A 15,899-nucleotide genomic window follows, 5' to 3' on the forward strand; every position below is an offset into this window, starting at 1 on the left:
CAATTCGTCAGCGCAGGCTGGCGTTGAACTTGTCCAGCGCCGCCGAACCCGGGCACAGCGTGTCCGCTTCCAGCGTGTTGAGCGGCGTCTCCACCGTGTTGAGATGCGCGTGCAGATCTTCCGCATCGGGATCGACATACAAGAGACCGGTGACGATCTGCCCCTTGGCCGCGTGCCGCGCGAGGAAGGTCTGCGCGCCCAGCCGGTCATGCGGATCGTAGTCGGCGTCGATCTTGCGCAGCGCGATCTTGCTGCCGTCATGCTGCTCGACCACTTGCACCGTGCCCGGTGCGTAATCGACCGCAATGGGGTCGCGGCCGACTAGGACGTCGAGGCGGTTCACCGCGTCATTATGTTCGCGGACGTAGTCAAAGCTCTTGGTCGAGCCGGCGTGGTTGTTGAAGGCGATGCAGGGGCTGATGACGTCGATGAACGACGCGCCCTTGTGGCCGATCGCCGCCGCGATCAACGGCACCAACTGGGTCTTGTCGCCGGAAAACGAGCGCGCGACGAAGGTGGCGCCGAGTTGCAGCGCGATAGCGACGAGGTCGATCGCGTTGTCGGTGTTGGTCACGCCTTTCTTGGACTTCGAGCCGCGGTCGGCGGTTGCGGAGAACTGGCCCTTGGTCAGGCCGTAGACGCCGTTGTTCTCGACGATATAGGTCATGTTGACGCCGCGCCGGATCGAATGCGCGAACTGGCCGAAACCGATCGAGGCGCTGTCGCCATCACCGGAGACGCCGAGATAGATCAGATCGCGGTTGGCGAGGTTCGCGCCGGTCAGCACGCTGGGCATGCGGCCGTGCACGGTGTTGAATCCGTGTGAATTGCCGAGGAAATAATCCGGCGTCTTCGAGGAGCAACCGATGCCGGAGATCTTCGCCACCCGATGCGGCTCGATCGAGAGCTCGTAGCAGGCCTCGATGATCGAGGCGGTGATCGAGTCATGACCGCAGCCCGCGCACAGCGTCGAGATTTTTCCCTCGTAGTCGCGGTGCGTGTAGCCAAGGTCGTTCTTCTTGAGGCCCGGATGAGAGAATTTCGGCTTTGCGATGTAGGTCATGACACGGCCTTGCGGAGCGGGGTCACCTTGAGGTGATCCTGGTGGTCGCCAATGGCTTTTGCGATGAAGCGGGCGGTGATCGGGGTGCCGTCGTAATGCACGATCGGCACGAGGCGGACGGGATCGATGCCGTTCTCGTTGACGATCAACTGGCGAAGCTGCGCATCACGGTTCTGCTCGACGACGTAGACGAAGTCGTGCTCGGCGAGGAAGCTCGCCACGCTGGAGTGGAACGGGAAGGCGCGGATGCGCATCTGGTCGAGCTGATGTCCGCGCGCCTCGAGCAATCCCACGGCCTCGTCCATCGCCGGCGAGGTCGAGCCGAAATAGATTACGCCATATTTGGTCGGCCGTTCCGCATTGGCCTGGAGAGGCCGCGGCACCAGATCTTGCGCGGTCTCGAACTTGCGCACGAGCCGCTGCATGTTGTCGGCATAGACCGAGCCTTCCTCGGAATAGCGCGCATAGCGGTCGCGGGAGGTGCCGCGGGTGAAATAGGAGCCCTTGGTCGGATGCGTGCCGGGATAGGTGCGGAAGGGGATGCCGTCGCCGTCGACGTCGAGATAGCGTCCGAAGTCGCGTCCCTCGTCCAGCATCTCGGCCGTCATCACCTTGCCGCGGTCGTACTGCTTGGAATCGTCCCACTTCAGCGGGCGGCAGAGCCGGTGGTTCATGCCGATGTCGAGGTCGAGCATCAGGAAGATCGTGGTCTGCAGCCGCTCGGCGAGATCGAACGCGGCGGCCGCGAACTCGAACGCCTCGGCCGGATCTTCCGGGAACAGCAGCACATGCTTGGTGTCGCCATGGGAAGCATAGGCGCAGGCGATGATGTCGCATTGCTGGGTGCGGGTCGGCATGCCCGTCGAGGGGCCGGCGCGCTGGATGTTCATGATCACGGCCGGGATCTCGGCAAAGTATGAGAGGCCGATGAACTCGGTCATCAGCGAGATGCCGGGGCCGGAGGTCGCGGTGAAGGCGCGGGCGCCGTTCCAGGACGCGCCAATGACGATGCCGATCGAGGCCAGCTCGTCCTCGCCCTGCACGATGGCGTATTTCGCCTTGCCGGTTTCAGGGTCGTGCCGGAACTTCTTGCAATGGGCGGTGAAAGCCTCCGCCACCGACGAGGACGGCGTGATCGGATACCAGGCGCACACCGTGGCGCCGCCATAGACCGCGCCGAGCGCGGCGGCGCTGTTGCCCTCGATGAAGATGCGGTCGCCGACCTTGTCGGATTTCTTGATGCGCAAGCCCAGCGGGCATTTCAGATTCTGCAGCGCCCAGTCGCGGCCAAGATGCAGCGCGTGGACGTTGGAGGAGAGCAGCTTCTCCTTGCCCTTGTACTGCTCGCCGATCAGCTGCTCGATCAGCTTCGGGTCCATGTCGAGGAGCGCCGAGAGCGCACCAAGATAGATGATGTTCTTGAACAGCTGGCGCTGGCGCGGATCGGTGTAGGTCGAGTTGGTGATCGCGGTCAGTGGCACGCCGATCACGGTGATGTCGTCGCGGAACTTGGTCGACGGCATCGGCTTGGTGGAATCGTAGAACAAATAGCCGCCGGGCTCGATGCCGGCGACGTCCTTGTCCCAGGTCTGCGGGTTCATCGCTACCATCATGTCGACGCCGCCGCGGGCGCCGAGATGGCCGTCCTCGGTCACCCGCACCTCGTACCAGGTCGGTAGGCCCTGGATATTGGAGGGGAAGATGTTGCGCGGGGAGACCGGCACGCCGTGACGCAGGATCGAACGCGCGAACATCTCGTTGGCGCTGGCCGAACCCGAGCCGTTGACGTTGGCGAAGCGGACGACGAAGTCGTTTACGCTGCTGATCGGCTTTTTGTCGGACATGTCGAACCTGCGTGGGTCATCTCGATGAAATATTTCTGCATGTCCCAGGCACCCGTGGGACAACGCTCGGCGCACAGCCCGCAATGCAGGCAGACGTCCTCGTCCTTGACCATGACGCGTCCGGTCTTGAGATCGGACGAGACATAGAGGTCCTGGTCCGGATGCGGCGAGGGTGCCTTCAACCGATGGCGCAGATCGTCTTCCTCGCCGTTGGCGGTGAAGGTGATGCAGTCCATCGGGCAGATGTCGGCGCAGGCGTCGCATTCGATGCAGAGCGAGGTCGAGAACACGGTCTGCACGTCGCAGTTCAGGCAGCGCTCGGCTTCGCCCAGCGCCAGCTTGACGTCGTAGCCGAGCTCGACCTCGGCGCGGATGTCCTTCAGCGCGATCACCTTGTCGCGATGCGGCACCTTGAAGCGCTTGTCGTTCGAGATGTCGTTGTCATAGCTCCATTCGTGGATGCCCATCTTCTGCGACGAGACCTGCACGTCCGGCAAAGGTCGCTCGGTGATGTCCTCGCCCGACAGCATCTTGTGGATCGACAGCGCGGCATCATGCCCCTGCGCCACCGCCCAGATGATGTTCTTGGGACCGAACGCGGCGTCGCCGCCGAAGAACACTTTTGGGTTGGTGGAGGCGAAGGTTTTCGGGTCGACCTTGGGCATGTGCCATTTGTCGAACTCGATGCCGCAATCCTGCTCGATCCAGGGGAAGGCGTTCTCCTGGCCGACCGCGACCAGCACGTCGTCGCATGCGATGGTCTGGTCGGGCTCGCCCGAGGGCACGAGGTTGCGCTTGCCCTTGGAATCGTATTCGGCCTTCACCTTCTGGAAGGTGATGCCGGTGAGCTTGCCGTTGTCGTGCACGAAGGCTGTGGGCACGAGGAAGTTGAGGATCGGGATGTCTTCATGGAGCGCGTCCTCCTTCTCCCAGGGCGAGGCCTTCATCTCCTCGAAGCCGGAGCGGACCACGACCTTGACCTCTTCGCCGCCGAGGCGGCGCGCGGTGCGGCAGCAATCCATCGCGGTGTTGCCGCCGCCGAGCACGATGACGCGCTTGCCGATCTTGTCGACATGACCGAACGACACGTTGGCCAGCCATTCGATGCCGATATGGACGTTGGCGGCGGCCTCTTTCCGGCCGGGAATGTCGAGCTCGCGGCCGCGCGGTGCGCCGGAGCCGACGAAGATCGCGTCGAATTTCTCTGCGAGCAGCGACTTCATGCTCTCGATGCGGTGGCCGCCCTTGAACTCGACGCCGAGGTTCAGGATATAGCCGGTCTCCTCGTCGATCACGGAGTTGGGCAGGCGGAATTTGGGGATCTGCGTCCGCATCATGCCGCCGGCTTCCGGATCGCCGTCGAACACGGTGCAGTGATAGCCGAGCGGCGCCAGGTCGCGCGCCACGGTCAGCGAGGCCGGTCCGCCACCGACGAAGGCGACGCGCTTGCCGTTCTTCGTTGTGGGCTTCGGCAGACGTTGCCTGATGTCGTCCTTGAAGTCGGCGGCGACGCGCTTCAGGCGGCAGATCGCCACCGGCGTCTCCTCGACGCGTCCGCGCCGGCACGCCGGCTCACATGGGCGATCGCAGGTGCGTCCCAGGATTCCGGGAAACACGTTCGACTTCCAATTGATCATGTAGGCGTCGCTATAGCGGCCTTGTGCGATCAGTCGGATGTATTCGGGAACGGGGGTGTGCGCAGGACAGGCCCATTGGCAATCGACCACTTTGTGAAAGTAGTCGGGGGCCGCGATATCGGTCGGTTTCATTCCTACCCTGTCCGCGCAGGCTCAAAGACCCCGCGGCCTCTTCTGAGCTTGTCGGACGCTTAATGTGCGTCGATCTGGTTTCTGAATGACGTCATTGGGTTAGCTTATTAGAACCGTTCCCAAGTACAACGGCAAATTTTCGCGCTTCCCCTCTTTCATGGTAGCTGCGCGCAGACAGCATTAATGCCGGCACGCGAGATGCGTGCGGTGCAGCAATCGCACTGCACTCCATCCGCGTCATTGCGAGCGCAGCGAAGCAATCCAGACTTCCTCCTTGGAGGTAGTCTGGATTGCTTCGTCGCAAGTGCTCCTCGCAATGACGGTGGCGTTCAGCCCCGCGCGATGTCGCTCTTCGCGAGGTCCCACATCAGGCTGTAGGTGCCGACGGAGACGGGCAGCGGGAAGGGCGCAGCCGTCGGGCCGGTGAAGCGTTCGGCGATCACGGCCGAGACCGCGCCGACATGCGTTCCGTCGATCAGCACGAACCAGTCGCGCGCGCCTTCGTTGCGCGTCGCCGGAATGCCCGCCGTCGCGCCCGACAATTCGGGCTCGCTTTCGAGCAGATGCATCGAGATGATGCCGTCGCACTGTTCGGGCCTAAGCTTGTCTTGCAATGCCTCACGCCAGGGCGCGGCGTTGTCGGGCGTCGGTCGCAGCCGCACCAGGCCCAGCGCAGCGCCGCGGCCGGTGCCCTTGCTGATGGTGATGCGCGCGACCACGCGCAGCATGTCCTTGAAGCGCGCCATGCTCCGCAGCGACCATTCGGTTTGGCTCGCGAGCCGCGCCCGATAGGCCGGACTGTCGAGCACGTCGAGCGTGGTGGTCGAGTACAGCGAGAGATATTTGGGATTGGCGGCATGCGCGACATAGCGCCGCGCCTCCAGAAATCCCTCGATCGCGACGCGCTCTTCCAGATGCTCGCGATCGTACCAGCGGTTGAAATCGGCCTCGTCGGCCGCGTCGATGTTCATCGACGTCAGCAGCATGCCTTTCCCGGCGAGCGGCATTGTTCTTGTCCTCTCATCGCCCGATCTTCGATGCGAGGTCGGCGATCGACTTCATCACCGCGTCCCTCACGCCGGCATCATAGAGCGAATGCCCGGCTTCTTCCACGATGCGAAGCTCGGAACCCGGCCACGCTTTCGCGAGTGCGTGCGATGTCTCGGGAGGACACAACAGATCGTAACGGCCCTGCACGATAATGCCGGGAATGCCCGCGAGCCGGCCCGCGTTCCGCAGTAACTGGTCCGGGCTCATGAAGCTGTCATTGACGAAATAATGCGCCTCCATGAACGGCGTCGCCGGCAGGGTACGCCAGACGTTCAGGGAGGCCAGGTCCAGCCGCGTCTTGGCCGCCTTGTGCTCGGACAGAGCGCGCTCGGTGTCGTGCCAGGCGCGCGAGGCTGGCCCATGCACGGCCGGATCGGCGTCGAGGATGCGACGATAATAGGCCTCGACCGGCCGGTCCCGCTCCTCCGGCGGCAGCACGCCAAGAAAATCCTCGTAGAGCGCGGGATAGAATTGCGGCAGGCGCGCCGTGAACGCCTTCTCGACCTCGGCTTGCGTGCCGAGGAACGTCGCGCGCAGCGCGATGCCGGAGACGCGCTCGGGATGCGCCTGTGCATAAGCCAGCGCCAATGTCGCGCCCCAGGAGCCGCCGACCACCATCCAGCGCTCGAAGCCGAATTTTTCGCGGATTGTCTCCATGTCCGCGATCAGATCGGCCGTGGTGTTGTGCGCGCGCGAGCCCTTGGGCCGGCTGCGGCCGCAGCCGCGCTGGTCGCACAGCACCGCATGCATGCGCTCGGGATCGAACAGCCGGCGATGATCGGGCTGGCAGCCGCTGCCGGGCCCGCCATGCAGATAGATCGCGGGGATGCCGTCGCCGCGGCCGACGCTCTCGACATAGAGCTCGTGACCGTCGCCGACATCGAGCATGTCGGAGGTCAGCGGCGCAAAGGGATCGGCGCGCCGAACCGTTTCCTTGGCGGCCGCGCCCGCGTCGGCGTCAGGTCCCATTCTCGGATTCCAGGGTGCCGCCGGCGAAGTTGCGATAGAGGAAGCGGTTGGTCTCGCCCTCGGCCTCGGCTTCCGCCTGCTTGAAGATGGTCTCGTGCAGCGGCGACAGCGCGCAGGCGGGATCGGTGTTGGCGGCGTCCCCGGTCAGCGCGAAGGCCTGGCAGCGGCAGCCGCCGAAATCGATCTCGCGGAATTCGCAGGACTTGCACGGCTCCTTCATCCAGCCGGTGCCGCGATAGCGGTTGAAGGCCTCGGAGTTCTGCCAGATCCAGGCGATCGAATGGTTCGAGCGGACGGACTCGAACTCGAGCCCGGTGATGCTCTCGGCGGCATGGCAGGGCAGCACCTTGCCGGCCGGCGAGATGTTGAAGAACTGCCGGCCCCAGCCGCCCATGCATTTCTTTGGCCGCAGCGCGTAGTAATCGGGGACGACATAGTCGATGGTCAGCTCGCCCTTCAGCCGCTCACGCGCGGCCTCGACGATTTCAGTGCACTCATTGAGCTGCGCCACGGTCGGCATCAAGGCGGCGCGGTTCTTCAGCGCCCAGCCGTAATACTGGACATTGGCGACCTCGAGCCGGTCGGCGTCGAGATCGAGCGACATCTGGATGATGTCGGGCAGTTGGTGCAAATTCTGCCGGTGCATCACCGCGTTCACGGTGAGCGGCAGATCGAGCTCGCGGGTCCATTTGGCGACTTCGAGCTTCTTGCGATGGCCGCCCTTGTAGCCGGCGACGCGGTCGGCAAGGCCCTCTTCGATGCCCTGGAAAGAGATCTGCACGTGGCAGAGCCCGGCATCGGCGAGCTCGCTCAGCTTCTCGCGCGTCAGCAACACGGCCGAGGTGATGAGGTTGGTGTAGAGGCCGGCGTCGCTGGCGTGCTTGACGAGATCGACGAGGTCCTTGCGCGCGGTCGGCTCGCCGCCGGAGAAATGCACCTGCAGCACGCCGATCTCGGCGAGCTCGCTCAGCACCTTCTTCCATTCGTCTGTGGTCAGTTCCTTGCCCGAGCGGTCGAGCTCGACCGGATTGGAGCAATACGGGCATTGCAGCGGGCAGCGATGGGTGATCTCGAGCAGCACGGCGAGCGGAATGCCGAAGGTCTCCGCGGTCGAGCGCTGCTTTTCGAGCACCGCGAGACTGTCGTTGGGTGGGATGGTCACGTCGCTCATGACGTCTTCTCCCTGATCTCGGTGAGAAAGCCCTTGTCGGCGAGATCCTGCAGCATGATGATGACGTCGGCCAGGATCGCTTCGCGCGGAGCTGCGTATTTCGCAGCTAACAGGTCGGCGACATCGCCGACATTGCGCTCGCCGTCGCAGAGTTGCAAGACTTCGACCGCGATCTCGTCCGGCGCCAGCACCCGTTCCGGCGCCAGGATCACCCAGACCTTGCGAGTGTCGTCATACTTCAGCTTGGCATGCCGCGGCAGCACGGGGCGGCTCGCCTCGCTGACGCTGATGTTCCGCGGCCCGGCCATTGCAGTTCCTCTCAGCCCGCTTTGGGCACGAAGGCGCCCGGCGGAATGTTGCCCTCGACATAGGCATGCTGGAGCGCGTCGAGCTGCACCCACAGCACGTTGGTCTTGAAGATCAGCGCGTTGCAGACCTGCGCGCGCTGTTCCGGCGTCGTCGCATGCGCCTTGACGTAATCGAGCGCAAAGCCCGCATCGCGCGGCGCCTGCGCGAGGCGGCGCTTGAAGTAGCTCATGATGTCGGAGTTGACGAAGTCGTAATGCTCCAGCATGCCGGCGATACGCTCTTCGTGCAGGTTCGGCGCGAACAATTCGGTGAGCGAGGAGGCGATCGCCTCCAGCGGGCTCTTCTCACGGCAGTAGTGAACGTAGGCCTCCACCGCGAAGCGCGTCGCGGGCAAAATGCCTTCGGTGGATTCCACGTAAGCAGTGTCGAGGCCGAGGCCTTCGGTCAATTTGAGCCAGCGCTCGATGCCGCCTTCGCTGCCGACATCGCCGTCATGGTCCTCGATGCGGTGACGCCATTCCAGGCGCGTGGCGCGGTCGCGGAAGCGCGAGATCACCACCGCGTCCTTGATCGGGATCGTGCTCTGGTAATAGTAGCGGTTCAGCGCCCAGGCCTGCACCTGGCCCTTGTTCAGCTTGCCACCGTGCAGCAGCTTATGAAACGGATGCAGGCTGTGATAGCGCGTCGCTCCGATATGGCGCAGCGTCGCCTCGAGCTCCTCGGCGCTGGTGAGCTTCAAGTCCTTGCCGATCGAGAGCGCAGTCATTCCCGTCATTGACGCCGTAGTCACAGCACGATCTCCGTTCCGTCCGCCGGTATTTGCCAGCCTGCCGCTTCGACGGCCTTACGCTCGGACGAGGCAGGCAGCAGTGCCGGGTTCGAGTTATTGATATGCAGAAATATCTTCCTGTCGAGGGTGAGATCGGCAAGCCGCGCAATCGCGCCGTCCTCGCCGGACATCGCGACATGGCCCATGCTCTTGCCGGTCTTCTGGCCGAGCCCGGCCCTGATCATCTCGTCGTCCCGCCAGACCGTGCCGTCGAAGAACACGAGCGAAGCGCCGTCGATCTCGGCCTTGAGCGCGTCGCTCACGTCGGCGCAGGCGGCGATGAAGTAGAAATACTTGCCGGTCGATTTGTCGGTGATCTTCAGGCCGAGCGTATCGCCGTCGCCGCTGTCGCCACCGGGATGCGCTTTGCCTTCCAGATACCAGGCCGATTTGCCCGAGACCGCGAAGGGCAGCACTTCCAGTCCGGAACGCGCGCCGTCCGCAAGGCGCGGCTCGAACGGCTCGTTGATGCCGATCGGCTGGCGCCGCACGTGCTTCTCGTTCAGCACGTTGAAGATGCTGTTGCTGGCCAGGATCGCCAGCACCTTCTCATGCGCATAGATGGTGAAGGGCGAGCTCTCGCGCATCGACAGCAGGCCCGCCACCGCATCCACTTCGCTGTTGGTCAGGATCACGCCGGCGACAGGCGTATGGCGCAGCGCCCCGGCCTCGGGATGCAGCTGCGGCGTGGCATTCAATTGCTGGCGCAGGTCGGGAGAGGCGTTGATCAGAAACCAGTTCTCGCCGTCGCCGCTGAAGGCGACCGAGGCCTGCGTCCGGTGCAGCTCAGGCCCGCCATTGCGGGCCGCCCGGCAACCCTCGCAGCCGCAATTCCATTGCGGAACTCCGCCGCCGGCTGCGGCGCCCAGGACGACGACGCGAAGCATGATCCGTCTCCTGGAAGGAACACGCGCGGTGGATCTCAGGCCGACGCAAATGCCGACACAGAATCTTTCTTTCGGAAACGCGTCGTGACCGAAAGATCCACCGGCGCAGTACGCAATTCGCCGACCGGCTTACTTGCGGGTGGCGCTCACATACATGTTGATTTCCATGCCACAGGGCACTTCGACGATCTTCGGGGCTTTCCATGCCATTTCGGCTCTCCATTTTTGCGAATTCGGACGTATCCGCCCACACGCTAAGTTAATGCGAGCGCAGAAGTTCGCTAGTGAAATTTTCCCGGACCTAGGTAGTAGGCCGACCGAATTGCTGCACTGCAAAGAGAGCCTATTGCGGCCGTAAAGCTGCCATAGGCAGAATGCCCCGATAGGTCGTGATCCCTGTCGGGATAAACGAGTTGTGAGTATAGAACGGCTTCCAATCGGCCACAGGCGACCCCATTGGATCAGGCATGCCCAGATATTTCTTCAACACCCGCATCGGCGACGAACTGATCGTGGATCCTGACGGTGAGGACCTGCGCAACCCCGATCGCGCCTGGGAGGTCGCCCGCCAGATGATCCTCGAAGTGGTGAAGTCGGAGGGCGCCCAGCGGGCGCTGCTCGATGCGGTGATCGAGGTGACCGACACCGAAGGCGAGATCGTGCTGGAGTTCCCGTTCACCGAGGCGCTCCTGGACATGCCGGACCCCTCCGCGACGCGGCATTAGCGGCCGCCCACGGCAGAGGCGGGGGCACGCCGCTCCCTCCACCGTCATTGCGAGGAGCTCTTGCGACGAAGCAATCCAGACTGCCTCAAAGGAGGGATTCTGGATTGCTTCGCTTCGCTCGCAATGACGGCGGATGCAGCAATCCGACCCTTTGGCGCCCTTCGCCTCTGCGAAATCCGCATGGCTTTGCCGCGTTCCCGGCGCTAAAAGACGCCGGATACACGGAGCAAGCCATGCAAGATCTCTGGCGCCTGTCGGCTGCCGACCTCGCCACCCTCGTCAAGTCCAGGAAGGTCTCCGCCAGGGAGGCCGCCAAGGCCGGGCTGGCCCGGCTCGATGCCGTCAATCCCCAGCTCAATGCGGTGATCGACCATCGGCCGGACGACGTGCTCAAGCAGGCCGACGCCGTCGATGCCGCCATTGCCAGGGGCGAGGACCCCGGCGTGCTCGCCGGCGTGCCCGTCACCATCAAGGCCAATGTCGACCAGGAGGGCTTTGCCACCACCAACGGCCTCAAGCTCCAGCGCGACGTGATCGCGCGCGAAGACAATCCGGTGGTCGCCAATTTCCGCAAATCGGGCGCCATTCTGCTCGGCCGCACCAATTGCCCGGCCTTCTCCTATCGCTGGTTCACCACCAACCTCATCCATGGCGACACCAAGAACCCGCGCGATGCCTCGCTGACCCCGGGTGGCTCGTCCGGCGGCGCCGGCTCGGCGGTCGCGGCCGGCATCGGCCATATCGCCCACGGCACCGACATCGCCGGCTCGATCCGCTATCCCGCCTATGCCTGCGGCGTCCACGGCCTGCGCCCGACGCTCGGCCGCATTCCCGCCTTCAACCCCGCGCTGCCGGAACGCCCGATCGGGCCGCAGATCATGGCGGTGTCGGGCCCGCTGGCGCGCACCATCAACGATTTGCGCATCTCGCTCGCGGCCATGTCGGCCCGTGACATCCGCGATCCCTGGTATGTGCCGGCGCCGCTGGAAGGCCCCGCGAGGGAGAAGCGCGCCGCGATCTGCCTCAATCCGGATGGCCTCGCGACCCGGCCGGAGGTGAAGGCGGCGGTCACCGACGCCGGCAAGCGGCTCGAGCGCGCAGGCTGGACCGTGGAGGTGATCGAGAACACCCCGCCGATGCGCGAGGCGGTCGAGTGGCAGCGCAAGCTCTGGCTCGGCGACGGTTACGAGGCGCAGCTGGAAATGGCCGAACGCGAGGGCGATCCCGGCGCGCTGGCGTGCCTGCGCGGCAACCGCGCCAAGGTCACGCCGATGGATCAGGCGAATTACGCGCAGGCGCTGACCCGCCGCGCCACGTTCACGCGCGAGTGGATGATGTTCTTCGAAAAATACGCCGTGGCGCTGACGCCGGTCTCCGGCGAGCTGCCGTTCCCCGATCATCTCGACCGCAAGGATTCCGAGTCCTTCGAGCGCGTTTGGGAAGCGCAGATGCCGCAGATCGCGACACCCTTCATGGGCCTGCCGGGGCTCGTGGTGTCGACCGGCCTCGTCGGCAAGACGCCGGTCGGCGTGCATATCGTGTCCGGCCGCTATCGCGAGGACCTCTGCCTGCTCGCGGGCGAGGCGATCGAAGCGGGCGGCGTGCCGCCGTCGCCGATCGACCCCGTGGGTTAGCGATGTCGGCGATCTACGACTTCAAGGCCAACTCGCTTGCCGGCGAGGAGGTGGCGATGAAAAATTTCGAAGGGCAGGTGCTGCTGATCGTCAACACCGCGAGCAAATGCGGCTTCACGCCGCAATATCGCGGGCTGGAGGACCTGCACCGCGATCTCTCCCCGCGCGGCTTCTCCGTGCTCGGCTTTCCCTGCAACCAGTTCGGCGCGCAGGAGCCGGGCAAGGCGGACGAGATACAGGCGTTCTGCTCGACCAATTACGACGTCACCTTCCCGCTCTTCGAGAAGATCGACGTCAACGGCGCCAATGCGCACCCCTTGTATGAGTACCTGAAACGCCAGCAATCCGGGCTTCTCGGCGCCTCCATCAAATGGAATTTCACCAAATTCCTGGTGGACCGTGCCGGCAAGGTGATCGCGCGCTACGCGCCGACCGCCAGGCCGGAAGGATTGCGCAATCAAATCGAAACACTGTTGTGAGCGAGACAATCATGAGCGACGAATTTCCGGACCGCCTGTCGGTCGATCCGAACAGCCCCCATTACAACGCGGACATCCTGTCGCGCGACGTCGGCATCCGCTTCAAGGGCGTCGAGAAGACCAATGTCGAGGAGTACTGCATCAGCGAAGGCTGGGTCCGCGTCACCGCCGGCAACGCCAAGGACCGCCACGGCAACCCGCTGACCATCAAGGTGCATGGCCCGGTCGAGCCGTATTTCAGGGATAAGAAGTGACGGCGAAGCCGTCATTCCGGGGCGCGCGATAGCGCGAACCCGGAATCTCGAGATTCCAGGTCTGGTCCTTCGGACCATCCCGGAATGACGCCAACAAATCGAAAGCCCCCCATGTCCGTCCGCATCGTCGACGTCCGTGAGATCACCAAGCCAATCTCATCGCCGATCCGCAACGCCTATATCGACTTCACCAAGATGACGACGAGCCTCGTTGCCGTCGTCACCGATGTCGTGCGCGACGGCAAGCGGGTCATCGGCTACGGCTTCAATTCCAACGGCCGCTACGGGCAGGGCGGGTTGATCCGCGAACGCTTCGCCGCGCGCATCACGGAAGCCGATCCGAAATCGCTGCTCAACGCGGCCGGCGACAATCTCGACCCCGACAAGGTCTGGGGCGCGATGATGACCAACGAGAAGCCCGGCGGTCATGGCGAGCGCTCGGTTGCGGTCGGCACCATCGACATGGCGGTGTGGGATGCGGTGGCGAAGATCGCCGGCAAGCCGCTGTTCCGCCTGCTCGCGGAACGCCACGGCGTCAAGGCCAATCCGCGCGTGTTCGTCTACGCCGCCGGCGGCTACTATTATCCCGGCAAGGATCTCTCGATGCTGCGGTCTGAGATGCGCGGCTATCTCGATCGCGGCTACAACGTCGTGAAGATGAAGATCGGCGGCGCTGATATCGACGAGGATCGCACCCGCATCGAGGCGGTGCTGAAGGAGATCGGCAAGGACGCGCAGCTCGCCGTCGATGCCAACGGCCGCTTCAACCTCGAGACCGGCATCGCCTATGCCAAGATGCTGCGCGACTATCCTTTGTTCTGGTATGAGGAGGTCGGCGATCCCCTCGACTACGCGCTGCAGGCGGCGCTTGCCGAATTCTATCCTGGCCCCATGGCCACCGGCGAGAATCTCTTCAGCCACCAGGACGCCCGCAATCTGATCCGCTACGGCGGCATGCGCCCCGACCGCGACTGGCTGCAATTCGACTGCGCGCTGTCCTATGGTCTGTGCGAATACCAGCGCACCCTCGAAGTCCTGAAGACCCACGGCTGGTCGCCCAGCCGTTGCATCCCGCATGGCGGCCACCAGATGTCGCTCAACATCGCGGCGGGATTGGGCTTGGGCGGCAACGAGAGTTACCCCGACCTGTTCCAGCCCTATGGCGGCTTCCCGGATGGCGTGCGTGTCGAGAACGGCCACATCACCATGCCGGACCTTCCCGGCATCGGCTTCGAGGGCAAGTCCGATCTCTACAAGGAGATGAAGGCGCTGGCGGAGTAGGGCGAATTGGTAGCGCGACGGCCGCGCCACTTGCTCCGATGTCGTCCTCGCGAACGCGGGGACCCATAACCCCAGGGAGAAGTCGTAGCGCGAGTTGCCAACTCCGAGTCCCCGTAACCACGTCTCCGTGTGGCTATGGGTCCCGGATCTGCGCTCCGCTTCGCTACGCTTGCCCGGGACGACAGTTACGGTTGTCGCTACGACAACCGCATATCCAACAGCCGCCGTCCTTCGCTCTTCAGCAGCTTCTTCACCGCGCTCGAGGCTACGACCTCGCCGTCATTGGCATAGGCTTCGTGGTTCTTCTCGATGTCCTCGAGACGATAGAGATAGTTGACCATCACGCCGGCGGATTCCCGTAAGCCCTTTGGCGAGAGATCGCCGAGCCAGTTGATGCGCTCGAGGCGGGCGCCGTTGCCGAGATGGAAGCGGGCGACGGAATCGATCAGCTTGCCTTTCGACGTGCGGGCCTTGAGGAAATAATGCGCCGCCAGCGGTTCGACCACGCCGCGGAGCAGCGCCGTCGTCTCCGGGTTTTCGAACCATCTGGGATCGTCGAGCCGCTTCAGCGTCTCGCGGTCCTCGTCCGACAGCGGCAGGTCCTTGTCCTGCTTCACCCATTGCATGAAGCCGGGCACCGGCGACAGCGTCACAAAATTCTCGAGCTTGGGTATTTCGCGGCGCAGCTCTTCCACCACCTGCTTGATCAGGAAGCTGCCGAAGGAGATGCCGCCAAGGCCACGTTGGGTATTCGAGATCGAATAGAACACGGCGGTGCGCGCGCGCTCGATCGGCAGATGCTGGCGATCGACCGCGAGCAGCGGGGCGATCGCGCCCGGGATCGTCTCGGTCAGCGCCACCTCGACGAAGATCAGGGGCTCGTCCACCATCGCAGGGTGGAAGAAGGCGTAGCAGCGGCGATCGACCGGATCGATGCGGCGGCGCAGATCGTCCCAGTCCGAAATTTCGTGCACGGCTTCGTAACGGATGATCTTTTCGAGGATGTTGGCCGGGGAAGACCAGTCAATCCTGCGCAGCACGAGAAACCCCCTGTTGAACCACGAAGAAAGCAGATGCGAGACGTCACGATCGAGCGCGGCGAGATCGGTGTGTCCGTTCATCATGCCGAGCAGGTCGGCGCGCATGGCGACGAGATCGCCGGTGCCGCCGGGCGCGCGGTTGAGCCGGCGGATCAGCTCCTGCCGCCGCGGCTCCGAGGCGAAATGCAGCGAGCTTGCGTCCTCGTCGCTCGGCGCGTCACGCCACTTTTCGATCGCCTTGGACAGGCGTTCTCGATCCGGGCCGAAATCACGCACCAGCCCGTTGAAGAAGGCGCGGCGACCCGCCGCATCCAGCTCCCGGTAGATGTCGAGCACCTCACGCGCGATGGCGATGCCCGATGCCTCGCCCCGGCCCGACAGCAGCGCGTCGCAGAGCTCGATCAGTCCATCGGCATCCCGCCGCGTGTCGGCGGAGTCGCCGCGACGAAGCAGCGTGCGGCCGCGCTCGGAGATCGTGGCGAGCAGGTCGGAGAAGAAGGCGTTGGCCATCGGGACTTTCGTATCAGGTTTGTGCGTTGCGGAAGCTTACACGGGATTTGGGCGGAAACCGATCACAATCAAGCGGAAGAATGCG

General features: G+C 64.2%; 16 protein-coding genes. 5 read left to right on the plus strand and 11 right to left on the minus strand.

What is annotated here, in order from left to right:
* Positions 1–7: 7 nt before the first annotated feature.
* The 10 genes from QRQ56_RS28555 to pqqA all read right to left on the minus strand — a co-directional run bounded on the left by QRQ56_RS28555 (position 8) and on the right by pqqA (position 10,101).
* On the minus strand, positions 8–1,063 hold the full coding sequence (locus QRQ56_RS28555; RefSeq protein ID WP_438744514.1) for a 2-oxoacid:ferredoxin oxidoreductase subunit beta: 1,056 nt from the start codon (positions 1,061–1,063) through the stop codon (positions 8–10).
* Complete coding sequence (locus tag QRQ56_RS28560; protein WP_438744515.1) at positions 1,060–2,907, minus strand: 2-oxoacid:acceptor oxidoreductase subunit alpha; 1,848 nt, start codon at positions 2,905–2,907, stop codon at positions 1,060–1,062. Before QRQ56_RS28560 ends, QRQ56_RS28555 begins: the two co-directional genes overlap by 4 nt.
* The gene (locus QRQ56_RS28565) at positions 2,877–4,676 is read right to left on the minus strand and encodes an FAD-dependent oxidoreductase (RefSeq protein WP_438744516.1); all 1,800 of its coding nucleotides are present in this window, start codon (positions 4,674–4,676) and stop codon (positions 2,877–2,879) included. Before QRQ56_RS28565 ends, QRQ56_RS28560 begins: the two co-directional genes overlap by 31 nt.
* Positions 4,677–5,005: 329 nt before the next feature.
* Positions 5,006–5,683, minus strand: coding sequence for a hypothetical protein (locus QRQ56_RS28570; protein ID WP_438744517.1), 678 nt, complete (start codon positions 5,681–5,683; stop codon positions 5,006–5,008).
* 13 nt (positions 5,684–5,696) lie between these two features.
* Entirely contained in the window at positions 5,697–6,695 is a 999-nt protein-coding gene (gene pip, locus QRQ56_RS28575) for a prolyl aminopeptidase (RefSeq protein WP_438744518.1), read from the minus strand.
* Positions 6,685–7,866 carry a pyrroloquinoline quinone biosynthesis protein PqqE gene (gene pqqE, locus QRQ56_RS28580; RefSeq protein ID WP_438744519.1) on the minus strand — a complete coding sequence of 394 codons (1,182 nt, stop codon included), beginning with the start codon at positions 7,864–7,866 and terminating at the stop codon, positions 6,685–6,687. The genes pip and pqqE overlap by 11 nt, the downstream gene beginning before the upstream one ends.
* Positions 7,863–8,174 (minus strand): pyrroloquinoline quinone biosynthesis peptide chaperone PqqD, encoded by a 312-nt coding sequence (gene pqqD, locus QRQ56_RS28585; protein WP_438744520.1) that lies wholly within the window; start codon positions 8,172–8,174, stop codon positions 7,863–7,865. The genes pqqE and pqqD overlap by 4 nt, the downstream gene beginning before the upstream one ends.
* Positions 8,175–8,185: 11 nt before the next feature.
* A complete protein-coding gene (pqqC, locus tag QRQ56_RS28590) occupies positions 8,186–8,965 on the minus strand; it encodes a pyrroloquinoline-quinone synthase PqqC (RefSeq protein ID WP_438744521.1) in 780 nt (259 codons plus the stop codon).
* Complete coding sequence (pqqB, locus tag QRQ56_RS28595) at positions 8,962–9,891, minus strand: pyrroloquinoline quinone biosynthesis protein PqqB (protein WP_438744522.1); 930 nt, start codon at positions 9,889–9,891, stop codon at positions 8,962–8,964. Before pqqB ends, pqqC begins: the two co-directional genes overlap by 4 nt.
* 129 nt (positions 9,892–10,020) lie before the next feature.
* Positions 10,021–10,101, minus strand: coding sequence for a pyrroloquinoline quinone precursor peptide PqqA (gene pqqA, locus QRQ56_RS28600; protein ID WP_007595659.1), 81 nt, complete (start codon positions 10,099–10,101; stop codon positions 10,021–10,023).
* Positions 10,102–10,358: 257 nt separating this feature from the next.
* Between pqqA and QRQ56_RS28605 the strand changes: the two genes are divergently transcribed.
* The 5 genes from QRQ56_RS28605 (at position 10,359) to tarD (ending at position 14,264) form a co-directional block, all read left to right on the plus strand.
* A complete protein-coding gene (locus QRQ56_RS28605; protein ID WP_438744523.1) occupies positions 10,359–10,616 on the plus strand; it encodes a DUF6894 family protein in 258 nt (85 codons plus the stop codon).
* 233 nt (positions 10,617–10,849) lie between these two features.
* Positions 10,850–12,250 (plus strand): amidase family protein, encoded by a 1,401-nt coding sequence (locus tag QRQ56_RS28610; RefSeq protein WP_438744524.1) that lies wholly within the window; start codon positions 10,850–10,852, stop codon positions 12,248–12,250.
* Positions 12,251–12,252: 2 nt separating this feature from the next.
* Entirely contained in the window at positions 12,253–12,729 is a 477-nt protein-coding gene (locus QRQ56_RS28615; protein ID WP_438744525.1) for a glutathione peroxidase, read from the plus strand.
* A gap of 11 nt (positions 12,730–12,740) precedes the next feature.
* Positions 12,741–12,983 carry a DUF3297 family protein gene (locus QRQ56_RS28620; RefSeq protein ID WP_438744526.1) on the plus strand — a complete coding sequence of 81 codons (243 nt, stop codon included), beginning with the start codon at positions 12,741–12,743 and terminating at the stop codon, positions 12,981–12,983.
* 111 nt (positions 12,984–13,094) lie between these two features.
* The gene (gene tarD, locus QRQ56_RS28625) at positions 13,095–14,264 is read left to right on the plus strand and encodes a D(-)-tartrate dehydratase (protein ID WP_438744527.1); all 1,170 of its coding nucleotides are present in this window, start codon (positions 13,095–13,097) and stop codon (positions 14,262–14,264) included.
* A gap of 197 nt (positions 14,265–14,461) precedes the next feature.
* On the opposite strand, the gene QRQ56_RS28630 is transcribed toward tarD, so the two are convergent.
* The gene (locus QRQ56_RS28630; protein WP_438744528.1) at positions 14,462–15,814 is read right to left on the minus strand and encodes a malonyl-CoA decarboxylase; all 1,353 of its coding nucleotides are present in this window, start codon (positions 15,812–15,814) and stop codon (positions 14,462–14,464) included.
* Between the last annotated feature and the right edge of the window lie 85 nt (positions 15,815–15,899).

The organism is Bradyrhizobium sp. U531, assembly GCF_051710265.1.
Classification (GTDB): domain Bacteria; phylum Pseudomonadota; class Alphaproteobacteria; order Rhizobiales; family Xanthobacteraceae; genus Bradyrhizobium.

Excerpts from the sequence above, each read along its gene's own strand:
- QRQ56_RS28555 (WP_438744514.1), bottom strand. The coding sequence starts at position 1,063 with ATGACCTACATCGCAAAGCCGAAATTCTCTCATCCGGGCCTCAAGAAG.
- QRQ56_RS28560 (WP_438744515.1), bottom strand. The coding sequence starts at position 2,907 with ATGTCCGACAAAAAGCCGATCAGCAGCGTAAACGACTTCGTCGTCCGC.
- QRQ56_RS28565 (WP_438744516.1), bottom strand. The coding sequence starts at position 4,676 with ATGAAACCGACCGATATCGCGGCCCCCGACTACTTTCACAAAGTGGTC.
- QRQ56_RS28570 (WP_438744517.1), bottom strand. The coding sequence starts at position 5,683 with ATGCCGCTCGCCGGGAAAGGCATGCTGCTGACGTCGATGAACATCGAC.
- pip (WP_438744518.1), bottom strand. The coding sequence starts at position 6,695 with ATGGGACCTGACGCCGACGCGGGCGCGGCCGCCAAGGAAACGGTTCGG.
- pqqE (WP_438744519.1), bottom strand. The coding sequence starts at position 7,866 with ATGAGCGACGTGACCATCCCACCCAACGACAGTCTCGCGGTGCTCGAA.
- pqqD (WP_438744520.1), bottom strand. The coding sequence starts at position 8,174 with ATGGCCGGGCCGCGGAACATCAGCGTCAGCGAGGCGAGCCGCCCCGTG.
- pqqB (WP_438744522.1), bottom strand. The coding sequence starts at position 9,891 with ATGCTTCGCGTCGTCGTCCTGGGCGCCGCAGCCGGCGGCGGAGTTCCG.
- pqqA (WP_007595659.1), bottom strand. The coding sequence starts at position 10,101 with ATGGCATGGAAAGCCCCGAAGATCGTCGAAGTGCCCTGTGGCATGGAA.
- QRQ56_RS28605 (WP_438744523.1), top strand. The coding sequence starts at position 10,359 with ATGCCCAGATATTTCTTCAACACCCGCATCGGCGACGAACTGATCGTG.
- QRQ56_RS28610 (WP_438744524.1), top strand. The coding sequence starts at position 10,850 with ATGCAAGATCTCTGGCGCCTGTCGGCTGCCGACCTCGCCACCCTCGTC.
- QRQ56_RS28615 (WP_438744525.1), top strand. The coding sequence starts at position 12,253 with ATGTCGGCGATCTACGACTTCAAGGCCAACTCGCTTGCCGGCGAGGAG.
- QRQ56_RS28620 (WP_438744526.1), top strand. The coding sequence starts at position 12,741 with ATGAGCGACGAATTTCCGGACCGCCTGTCGGTCGATCCGAACAGCCCC.
- tarD (WP_438744527.1), top strand. The coding sequence starts at position 13,095 with ATGTCCGTCCGCATCGTCGACGTCCGTGAGATCACCAAGCCAATCTCA.
- QRQ56_RS28630 (WP_438744528.1), bottom strand. The coding sequence starts at position 15,814 with ATGGCCAACGCCTTCTTCTCCGACCTGCTCGCCACGATCTCCGAGCGC.